This window comes from Porticoccus sp., assembly GCA_023261185.1.
GTDB classification, from domain to species: Bacteria; Pseudomonadota; Gammaproteobacteria; order Pseudomonadales; family Porticoccaceae; genus Porticoccus; species Porticoccus litoralis.
In genome coordinates this window covers 1-9,624 of the sequence record JALRJN010000107.1, presented here as the reverse complement: position 1 = coordinate 9,624, position 9,624 = coordinate 1, and the positions used below count along the sequence as shown (strand labels likewise).

11 protein-coding genes are annotated in these 9,624 nt (G+C 51.8%); 5 read left to right on the top strand and 6 right to left on the bottom strand.

The features are described 5' to 3' along the window. Positions 1-15: 15 nt before the first annotated feature. Both ACYZYZ_RS10120 and ACYZYZ_RS10115 read right to left on the bottom strand, forming a co-directional pair. Positions 16-1,365: a succinylglutamate desuccinylase/aspartoacylase family protein gene (locus ACYZYZ_RS10120; RefSeq protein WP_461484176.1), complete on the bottom strand. Its 1,350-nt coding sequence runs from the start codon at positions 1,363-1,365 to the stop codon at positions 16-18. A gap of 119 nt (positions 1,366-1,484) precedes the next feature. Continuing rightward, positions 1,485-2,615 carry an aminotransferase class V-fold PLP-dependent enzyme gene (locus ACYZYZ_RS10115; protein ID WP_305170565.1) on the bottom strand — a complete coding sequence of 377 codons (1,131 nt, stop codon included), beginning with the start codon at positions 2,613-2,615 and terminating at the stop codon, positions 1,485-1,487. A 718-nt stretch (positions 2,616-3,333) separates the two neighbouring features. Between ACYZYZ_RS10115 and ACYZYZ_RS10110 the strand changes: the two genes are divergently transcribed. From ACYZYZ_RS10110 to ACYZYZ_RS10095, 4 genes are all read left to right on the top strand, one after another. Then, positions 3,334-3,822: a TIGR00645 family protein gene (locus ACYZYZ_RS10110; protein ID WP_305170566.1), complete on the top strand. Its 489-nt coding sequence runs from the start codon at positions 3,334-3,336 to the stop codon at positions 3,820-3,822. 229 nt (positions 3,823-4,051) lie between these two features. Next, complete coding sequence (locus ACYZYZ_RS10105; protein ID WP_305170567.1) at positions 4,052-4,408, top strand: group I truncated hemoglobin; 357 nt, start codon at positions 4,052-4,054, stop codon at positions 4,406-4,408. 8 nt (positions 4,409-4,416) lie between these two features. Next, positions 4,417-5,376 (top strand): 2Fe-2S iron-sulfur cluster-binding protein, encoded by a 960-nt coding sequence (locus ACYZYZ_RS10100; RefSeq protein WP_461484175.1) that lies wholly within the window; start codon positions 4,417-4,419, stop codon positions 5,374-5,376. A gap of 2 nt (positions 5,377-5,378) precedes the next feature. Beyond that, the gene (locus ACYZYZ_RS10095; protein WP_305170569.1) at positions 5,379-5,810 is read left to right on the top strand and encodes an RrF2 family transcriptional regulator; all 432 of its coding nucleotides are present in this window, start codon (positions 5,379-5,381) and stop codon (positions 5,808-5,810) included. 68 nt (positions 5,811-5,878) lie between these two features. Here ACYZYZ_RS10095 and ACYZYZ_RS10090 read toward each other — a convergent pair whose 3' ends face one another. The 4 genes from ACYZYZ_RS10090 to ACYZYZ_RS10075 form a co-directional block, all read right to left on the bottom strand. Next, complete coding sequence (locus tag ACYZYZ_RS10090) at positions 5,879-6,394, bottom strand: tetratricopeptide repeat protein (RefSeq protein ID WP_461484174.1); 516 nt, start codon at positions 6,392-6,394, stop codon at positions 5,879-5,881. A gap of 120 nt (positions 6,395-6,514) precedes the next feature. After that, entirely contained in the window at positions 6,515-6,775 is a 261-nt protein-coding gene (locus ACYZYZ_RS10085) for a DUF5062 family protein (protein ID WP_305170572.1), read from the bottom strand. Positions 6,776-6,794: 19 nt separating this feature from the next. Continuing rightward, the gene (gene cysE, locus ACYZYZ_RS10080; RefSeq protein WP_305170573.1) at positions 6,795-7,580 is read right to left on the bottom strand and encodes a serine O-acetyltransferase; all 786 of its coding nucleotides are present in this window, start codon (positions 7,578-7,580) and stop codon (positions 6,795-6,797) included. A 50-nt stretch (positions 7,581-7,630) separates the two neighbouring features. Further along, the gene (locus tag ACYZYZ_RS10075; RefSeq protein WP_461484173.1) at positions 7,631-8,356 is read right to left on the bottom strand and encodes a phosphoribosyltransferase family protein; all 726 of its coding nucleotides are present in this window, start codon (positions 8,354-8,356) and stop codon (positions 7,631-7,633) included. A gap of 89 nt (positions 8,357-8,445) precedes the next feature. Here ACYZYZ_RS10075 and bioB point away from each other — a divergent pair, with 89 nt between their 5' ends. After that, positions 8,446-9,504: a biotin synthase BioB gene (gene bioB, locus ACYZYZ_RS10070; RefSeq protein WP_305170575.1), complete on the top strand. Its 1,059-nt coding sequence runs from the start codon at positions 8,446-8,448 to the stop codon at positions 9,502-9,504. Positions 9,505-9,624 lie beyond the last annotated feature (120 nt).

The window sequence follows — 9,624 nt, the reverse complement described above, 5'->3', positions numbered from 1 at the left end:
AGGCTCCTGACATGACTACTCTGCAGGGACTTCTGCTTCCGTGCCGATGTGGTAGGCGGCGAAACCTGACATCACCACCTGGTCTACCGCCATACCAATAATCCTGCCGATGCCTTTCGCCTTGATGGGGTATTGCGCGTTAGTAATCGGGTCGGTGACCACGCCCAGTACCTGCCCCTTGATGACCTGTGCGCCGAGGGTGATTTTGCTGGAAAGAATGCCGCCGTACTCCGCTCGAATCCAGTAGGAATCGTAATAGATCGGTTCTGGGTCGCCCCATGTGAAAAGTCTGGAAATCATGCCCTGCTTTTCCATAAGACTGTGCAGGCTGTTCACTCCGGCCTTTATCTGGTGTTGCTGTATGCGAAGAGATTCACCAGCTTCCATGGTGACTGCGGTGATACCCATGGCCAGTGCGGCAGTTCGCAGCATCCCGCGGGTGCCAGTGCTGTGAACAACGGCGATACGGTCAAAGCCGCCGGTAAACGTAGCGACTTCCGGGTTATTCATATCAGCACGTAATTGTGGCAGGTTGGTGCGTCGCAACGAGCCGGTATGAATGTCCACAAGCATGTCGCAGTGTCTGATCACCTGTGAAAATAGCGCGTGGGCAAAGCGTTCTGCCACATGGCCATCTGCCTTGCCGGGAAAGTGGCGGTTCAGATCCCGACGATCTGGCAGGTAGCGATTGCCCTGCTGAAATCCTTGCAGGTTGACGATAGGAACGCCGATCACTTTTCCAGAGAGCTCGGTAGGGTCCAGGTCATACAGTACCCGGCGAACAATTTCGATACCGTTCAGCTCGTCTCCATGTATGGCTGCCACCAGGCATAACGTGGGGCCCGATTTGATACCGTTGACCACCAGCACGGGGGTTGGCGATGAGAGCCCACTGATTTGCAGGCCCGGAGACCAACCAATGCGTGTGGAGGTGCCGGGTAACACCTCGGTGTCGAGCAGGGTAATACTGTTAGGGGGCGTGGTTTCCGGCTTTAGTTCGGGGGTTCTGGGTTCAGGCTGGATGTCCTGGGGTTGTTCAGGATTCTCCGGTTCAGTAAAAAAAGATTTTGACGTTTGGGCAGGTGCTACTTCCTTCAGGTCAATATTGGGCGCAATCTTGTGTGGTTTGTCTTGTATATCTTCGGCATTACCATAGGCCCTGGAGAACGTAGGTTGTGTTGATGTTGTTTGACGAGGCAGGGAGTCATCAATGTCTGCTACATCCTCGTCCTCATCCTCAGTCTCCTCTGTCACCACTTCTTCATTTTCGTCCAGATCACCTTCAGCCAGAACTCCTGGCGTCGCCAAGGCGATTAGCAGAATGAGAAGTATGGTGGAGAAAGCTTTTGATAGGCCGAAACACATAACAGAGGAGCTTTTGAGACGAAAAGTCAGCAGTAGAAATAACAGCGCATGAGTATAACACTGCCCACCCTCCAGTCCGGGACAGAATCCCGGCTGAAAAGGCAGTTGTGGTCCTGAAATTAACGGATGACCTTATCTATAGCGTTATTGAGATTGGCGACCGTGCGCTCAATATTATGCAGTTTGTCGAGCCCAAAAAGACCGATACGGAAGGTTTGGAATCCTTCCGGCTCATCGCATTGCAGGGGCACACCCGCAGCAATTTGCAGACCTTCTGCAAGAAATTTTTTGCCGTTGTGAATATCAGGATCCTTGGTGTAGCTAACCACAACCCCCGGAGCCTGGAAGCCTTCAGCGGCAACGCTTTTGATACCTTTTTCTCTCAGCAGGGTTCGCACACGTTTGCCCAGCTCAATCTGCTCTTGGCGCACCTTTTCAAAACCGTAGGCTTGGGTTTCTTTCATGGTGTCCCGGAATTTCAATAGGGCATCAGTTGGCATGGTGGCGTGGTAAGCGTGGCCACCATTCTCGTAGGCTTCCATAATCTGCAGCCACTTTTTCAGATCACAGGCAAAACTGCTGCTCACTGTGTCGTCAATACGTTTACGGGCTTCTTCTCCGAGCATCACCAGCGCACTACAGGGCGATGCGCTCCAGCCTTTCTGGGGCGCACTGATCAGAATATCAACACCCAGCGATTTCATGTCGACCCATAATGTACCGGAGGCAATGCAGTCCAGTACAAACATGCCACCCACGGAGTGAACTGCCTCTGAAACTGCGCGAATGTAGTCATCCGGCAGGAGCATGCCGGAGGCCGTCTCCACATGGGGTGCAAACACCATGTCCGGTTTTTCTGCCTGGATGGCGGCAACAACCTCTTCAATAGGAGCCGGAGCCAGGGCCGGGGTTTCTGAGTCATCTACCGGTCGGGCTTTCATGACGATATTCTGATCGCTGATATGTCCCATCTCGAGAATCTGGCTCCAGCGAAAGCTGAACCAGCCATTGCGAATGATCAGGCATTTTTTCCCCGTAGCGAACTGTCGCGCCACTGCTTCCATACCATAGGTACCACCTCCCGGGACAACCACCACGGCAGTGGCGTTATAAACCTCTTTAAGGGTGCTGGAAATGTCATTCATGACGGATTGAAAGCGCTTGGACATATGGTTTAGTGAACGGTCCGTAAAGACGACGGAATATTCAAGCAGGCCATCCGGATCAGTGTCGGGTAGTAAGCCGGGCATGGGGAGCTCCTTTTAATAGTTTTCTAGTAGTTATCGGGTCATATTTCTTAGAGGTTGCCGATTATATTTTAACCGGGCCAGGAATCCCAAAATGCTGACAGAGTCCTGACTTGAAAGAAACGTCAGTTGCTGAAGAAAGGCGGACCAAATGACACATAAAACACCTCAAAAACCGGCTCGCCAAAAAATTTTGGAGTCTCTCTAAGGTGTTGATTTCTGTCAAAAAAAGCTATATTTTTGTTCCAGCATTCAACAAAAGAGGGGGTTTTTCCATCTGCGATGAATGTATTATTAATAGCATGTTAATGCAGTGATTATTAACCGACAATAAGATGTTGAGGGTACTATGGCTAGATATATTGTGACTAAAAACGCACAAGAAAATGGGGATCATATTGTGCACAACATGGGCACCTGGTGTCCGGATTTACCTGATTCAGTAGATCAGAAATCGTTGGGTAACTTCCCCACCTGTCGCGCGGCTATTCGTGAAGCTAAAAAACACTTCGAACATGTCAACGGCTGTTTCAAGTGTTCACGACAATGCCATGTCGCGTAATCTGCTAAGAAGAGCGAAAGGGCCATTTTAGATGGCCCTTTTTTTTGGTTTTTAGCCGGTAACATGCCAATCGGCATGGAGGACGGTCGCCTTTATCAACTCCCCTAGATAAACTTCTTTAATCTTGTGAGCTAACCGTTTTATGCGAAGGATGTAATGATGGAAAAGATGTTCGAGAACACGATGTATGCCACCCGGTGGTTGCTGGCACCCATTTACTTCGGCCTCAGTTTCGCGTTATTGGCGCTGGGTGTGAAATTTTTTGCCGAAGTGATTCATACACTACCTATGATCCTCAGTATGTCCGAGATGGATCTGATTCTGGTGGTACTGTCACTGGTAGACATTTCGCTGGTGGGCGGGTTGATCGTGATGGTGATGTTTTCTGGCTATGAGAATTTTGTCTCGCAACTGGACCTGGATGAATCCAATGACAAATTGAGTTGGTTGGGCAAACTGGACACCAGCTCACTGAAAAATAAGGTGGCGGCTTCTATTGTGGCCATTTCCTCCATTCATCTCCTGAAGATCTTTATGAATGCCCATGAAATCGCAAACGACAAGATCCTCTGGTATGTGGTACTGCACATGACCTTTGTTATTTCTGCATTTGTGATGGGCCTTCTGGATACCATGACACGAAAATAAGCTCCGCCTGTGGGGTATCGACTGATTGGATTTAACCAGAATTACTGCCCAGCTTTGACCCGGCCACGGCCAGTTTTTGCTCCAATTTGAGGCAAAGGCAGGCCGCAAGGCGCTCTAATGCCTGTGGCAGGCAAAAAACCTTTTATATTTCAATGCAGTAAATTTTGGCACCGAGTTTGCTAAGTTAATTGTTGTATTCCTGATACAACAATTAACTTGAGGTGTTCCAATGAGCTTGTATGAAAAACTGGGCGGCGACGCTGCTGTAGATGCTGCCGTTGATATTTTTTACCGTAAAGTCCTGATGGATGACCGTATCAACCAATATTTTGATGGTGTTGATATGGCCGGTCAGTCCCAAAAGCAGAAAGCCTTCCTGACTATGGTGCTGGGCGGCCCAAACAGCTACACCGGCAAGGATATGCGTGAAGGGCACAAGCATCTGACGGGTCTGAATGACACTCATGTTGATGCGGTGATCGAATTGTTGGGTGAGACTCTCAAGGAACTGGGCGTCGGCGATGAAGATATCGGTGAAGTGGCGGCCCTAGCCAACAGTGTTCGTGATGACGTACTGAATCGCTGAAATAGCTCATGGCAGTCGTTCGTTACAGTGACCGGGCTATTGATGTCCCGGAAGGCGAGACGCTTTTATCCGCCCTGGAAGGGGCGGATATTGCTGTCCCCAATAGTTGCCGTGCGTGGCTCTGTCACTCCTGCATAATGGTGGCTCACGATAGCCCAATCCCCGAGAAAGCTCAGGCCGGGCTTTCTTCACAACAGATTGCACAGAGTTACTTCCTGGCCTGCCAGTGTTACCCCGAATCCGATATGGAGGTTTCGTTGGGTGATGCTGAGCGCCGCTATGATGCGGTGATGACGTACAAGGAGCCCTTGAACCAGGGGGTGCTGAAAGTCCGTTTTAAAACAGATATGCCCTGGTTTGCCGGTCAGTACACCAGCGTGTGGAAAAACCTGGCTGACGGACGTAGTTTTTCCATCGCCAGCATGCCGGAAGATGGACATATAGAGTTGCACGTGCGACGTCGTTCCAATGGTGTGATCAGCAGTTGGCTGGAGCACGAAATGCAGGAAGGCGACAGCTGCCAGTTAAGTTCGGCCCGCGGACATTGTTTCTACAATCCCGGTGCTGAAGAACAAACGCTTGTGTTGGCAGGTACCGGTACGGGACTGGCGCCGTTGTATGGTGTGGCCCGGCAGGCATTGGCTAATGATCATCGGGGAGATATTCATCTGTACTCCGCTTCCGGCAGCCCCGACCAGTTATACTTGGTGGATGAGTTGGTTGATCTGGCCGGCCGTCATGAAAATTTCCACTATCACCGTGTGGTAAAGCGGGAAGCAGAGCAGGATCCGCAATTACATCAGGGTGACCTGGTTGATATTGTCAGTCGCCGTCACACTGATCTTAAACAACACCGGATTTATCTCTGTGGAGCGCCGGGCATGGTCAAGAAACTGCAGAAATTGAGTTTTCTCCAAGGCGCAGCGCTCACCGATATTCTTGTAGATGCGTTTGAGGCCCCGGCTTAAGCATGCAGTTAACTCGATTTACCGACTATGGCCTGCGGGTACTGATTCATCTCAGCAGTCAGCCCCCGGGGGTTCGCGTAGGTCTGGATTTTCTGGCGGAGCGCTTCAATATGAACCGCCACCATCTTTACAAAGTCAGTCAGCGGCTGTCTCAGCTGGGCTGGATATCATCAGCCCGAGGCAAAAATGGCGGTATTGTTCTGGAACCGGATACACGCCAGAAAAATCTACTGGAAATCATCAGTGAGCTGGAAGAAACCATGGAGCCGATTGACTGCAAAGGTATCCAGTGCCCCATAGCCAGCCAATGTAAGTTACAGGGAGTTCTCGGCCTAGCGGCCCAGGCCTTCAGAAATGTTCTCGCCCAATACCGGCTGGATGATCTGCAGCAAAAAGATCTGCAAATGATCACAAAAGTTCTTGATATGGCCTGATCGTAATGGTCCCCAAAGGGGAATAATCGTCAGATTACACGGCGGGTAACCTGACTGATACTGGCTTTTCAGGGGTTCATGGCATTGATCTGTTCGAGATATTGAATTGCCGGCTGGTAGCCAGCTTGAGCAGATCGTTTAAACCATTCATTACCCTGCTTTTCATCTTTCGTGACACCCATCCCGTTGTAGTAGAGGCCCCCAAGGGCATACATGGCTGCTGGATGACCGACATTGGCAGCTTTTTCATACCAGGGCACGGCTTTAGCGTAATCTTTTATCACCCCTTCGCCACTTTGATAAGCCCAGCCGGTTTCAAACATGCCGCCCGGGTGACCTTGTTCGGCGGACTTCAGATACAGTTCAAACGCAGTCTTGAGATCTTTTTCCGTTCCCCAGCCCTCCCGGTAGAGTATTGCCAACGCAAATTGGGCATCGGCATCCCCGGTTTTGGCCAGTTCACTGAGTATTGCAAAGCCTTTATCCAGTTCACCACCGCGAACTGCCTGGTACCCCTCTTCGAGGGTGGCTGCCATCACGGAAAAGGAAAGTAAGATGCCTACAAGGGCGCTTAAATATTTCACAGATACTCCTAAACGAGTCATTACAGGATGGTTGAATGCGGAATGGATGCCGATCATACAACGGTTTATTTATAGAAGGTTTGATTCATCGTCCCGCTATGAGTTCACTTGTTGCCACAATCAGCCGAGCAGGGTGTGGCCTTCTGGCAACTGACGAGCCATCCATAAAGCCAATTTGTGTTTCATGTGCGGGATATCATGTTGCTCCTTGGCCAGAGGCTGAATCAGCTTGTCGTGAACCAGTAATTTGTAGATATACTCAACCTTCTCATTGGCAGAGTCTGAAGCTTCAAATTTCGCCGCGCCGCGTTTTTCCGCGTAGATCATGCCGATACGCAATGCTTCCTTTAACAGTTCCGGTTCATTTTTCAGCTTGGACATGACGTCTTCCTTCTTATTATTAGTCGCAACAGCCAGAAAGCCCCTGGTCCATTAGTTCTGCAGGGGCATCTATTTCTATCGTGCCGATCACTTCGGCAGGCACGCCGGCAACCACCGAGTGCGGGGGGATATTATTGAGTACCACGCTGGCAGCGGTGATTTTGGAGCCGGCACCAATTTCAATATTGCCCAGAATTTTGGCACCGGGGCCGATCAGTACGCCGCGCCGGACTTTGGGATGGCGGTCGCCGCTTTCCTTGCCGGTTCCGCCCAGGGTGACAGACTGCAGGATGGAAACACAGTCCTCGATTACCGCAGTTTCCCCTACGACGATTCCCGTGGCGTGATCAAACATGATTCCGCGACCGATTTCTGCTGCCGGATGAATATCTACACCGAAAACGACGGAAATACGGTTTTGCAGTACCAGCGCCAGGGACTGGCGATTCTGTTGCCACAACCAGTGGGCTGCTCGCCAGGCCTGCAACGCATGGAAACCCTTGTAGTAAAGAAAGGTTGAAAACAGGTTCTGGCAGGCGGAATCCCGATTGTAGATAGCCAGGATGTCACAGTTGACCTTGTCTTCCATATCCTGGTCCCCAGAGAAAGCTTCCTCGAACACTTCATGTAAAGTCAGGGATGAGGTGGCATCACAGCCGAGTTTCTCTGCGAGCAAAAAACTCAGTGCTTCCAGTATCGAATCATGTTTCAGGATGGTGACCTGGAGAAAGCTGGCTAATACCGGCTCTTCATTGGCGACGGCAGCGGCATCCTGCTGGATTTCTTGCCAAAGGGATAGGCTCATAACATCAAAAAGTCACTTGGGGTCAGCACATCATTATCGGGGCGCTAGGGTTATTTTTCCAGCGGCGTGCGAGCTAGGCACCAGACATTCACGCGACGGGCGCCGCCGGACATCAGCATCCTGCTCAGTTCATTGATGGTGCTACCGGTGGTGACCACATCGTCCACCAGTGCAATGGTTTTACCAGATACATCCCCCTTGAGGTGAAACGCACCTTTGAGGTTGTTAAGGCGTTGAGAACGCCGCTGACCCTGCTGTTGTGGTGTGTATCGCGTGCGTTGTAGAGCCCGATGGTATACAGGTATGTCCAGCCGTCTGCCCAGGTAATTAGCTAGCCAGGTGGCCTGATTGAAACCCCTCTGCCAGAGACGCCGCCAGTGCAGCGGCACGGGGATCAATAACTCCGGTAATTCCTCCTGCTGGTTCAGGTTACGCAACAGGCACTCCGCCAGCAGGGCACCAGCTGAGAATTTGCCGTGGTGTTTAAAGCGATTGATGAGCAAATTGATGGGAAATTCATAGCGCAGTGGGGCCAGACAGCTATGGAAGGGTGGAGGGTTGCTCTGGCACTGGCCACACAGAGCCAATGTCTCTATCTCCGCCCCGATGGGCAAGGCGCAGATGGGACAGCATGACCGGTTTTGCGGTAATTCCCTTTCGCACCCGGAGCACAGGTCCACTGCCTGCCCGCTGGCCATGCCACAAATCAGACAACGGCCGGGGAGCAGTCGGTAACTTGCCCGCCGTAGCATAGTTGCCAGTTGCTGGTCGTCCATAGTAGTTAACCAGAAATCCTTTTTTGGTTGACAGCGATCCATGCTCACTTATGATAACGAGCTGTCACCGACTATATGAGAGATGATTGATGCCTGCCAGCCAAGTTTCAGATATCCGCCACGACTGGACCCGTGATGAAGTATTGGCGCTGTTCAAGCAGCCCTTTAATGACCTGTTGTTCCAGGCCCAGGTGGTGCATCGACAACACTTCAACCCCAATGAGGTACAGCTCAGTACGCTGCTGTCCATCAAGACCGGTGCTTGTCCTGAGGACTGTAAATACTGTCCCCAGAGCGCCCGTTACGATACCGGGCTGGAGAAAGAGCAGTTGATGGCCGTCGATCAGGTCATCGAAGAGGCCAAGGCTGCCAAGGCCAGTGGTGCCACCCGTTTTTGTATGGGCGCTGCCTGGCGTTCCCCCAAAGATAAGGATTTGCCCGCTGTAGCGGAAATGGTGCGCCAAGTGAAGGCGCTGGGTATGGAAACCTGTATGACCCTGGGCATGCTGAAAGAAGATCAGGCGCAGATGCTGGCTGACGCCGGGCTCGATTACTACAACCACAACCTGGACACTTCACCGGAATACTACGGCGAAATTATCACCACCAGAACCTATCAGGATCGCCTCAATACCCTGGACAGTGTGCGCCGCGCGGGCATGAAAGTCTGTGCAGGAGGCATCGTTGGTATGGGTGAGGGTGAGAAGGACCGTGCCGGGCTGTTGATGCAGTTGGCCAACTTGCCCCAGCACCCGGAATCCGTACCGATCAATATGTTGGTGAAAGTGGCGGGAACCCCGCTGGATCAGCAGGATGACCTTGACCCGTTTGAGTTTATCCGCACCATCGCTGTGGCGCGTATTCTCATGCCGAAATCCCATGTGCGTCTCTCTGCCGGGCGCGAGGAAATGAACGACCAGATGCAGGCGCTGGCCTTTATGGCCGGGGCCAATTCCATTTTTTATTGTGAAAAACTGCTCACCACACCCAACCCCAAAGCTAACCGGGACATGGAATTGCTGGGCAGGCTCGGTATTGTGCCGGAAACCCGCCACGTGGCGAGGGACAGCGATGAAGAGGAACAGGCTTTGCGTCAGGCTGTGGCCGAAGCGGCAAGCGACCACCTTTTCTACAACGCGGCCAACTAGTTATCTGAGGGTGGCTGTCTGCTGGTCACCCGGGAGTTCATATGTCCCTATCCATGGATCAGCAACTGCAGAAGCGGTTGGCGCAGCGCCGGGCAGATAACCTCTACCGCCAGCGACACC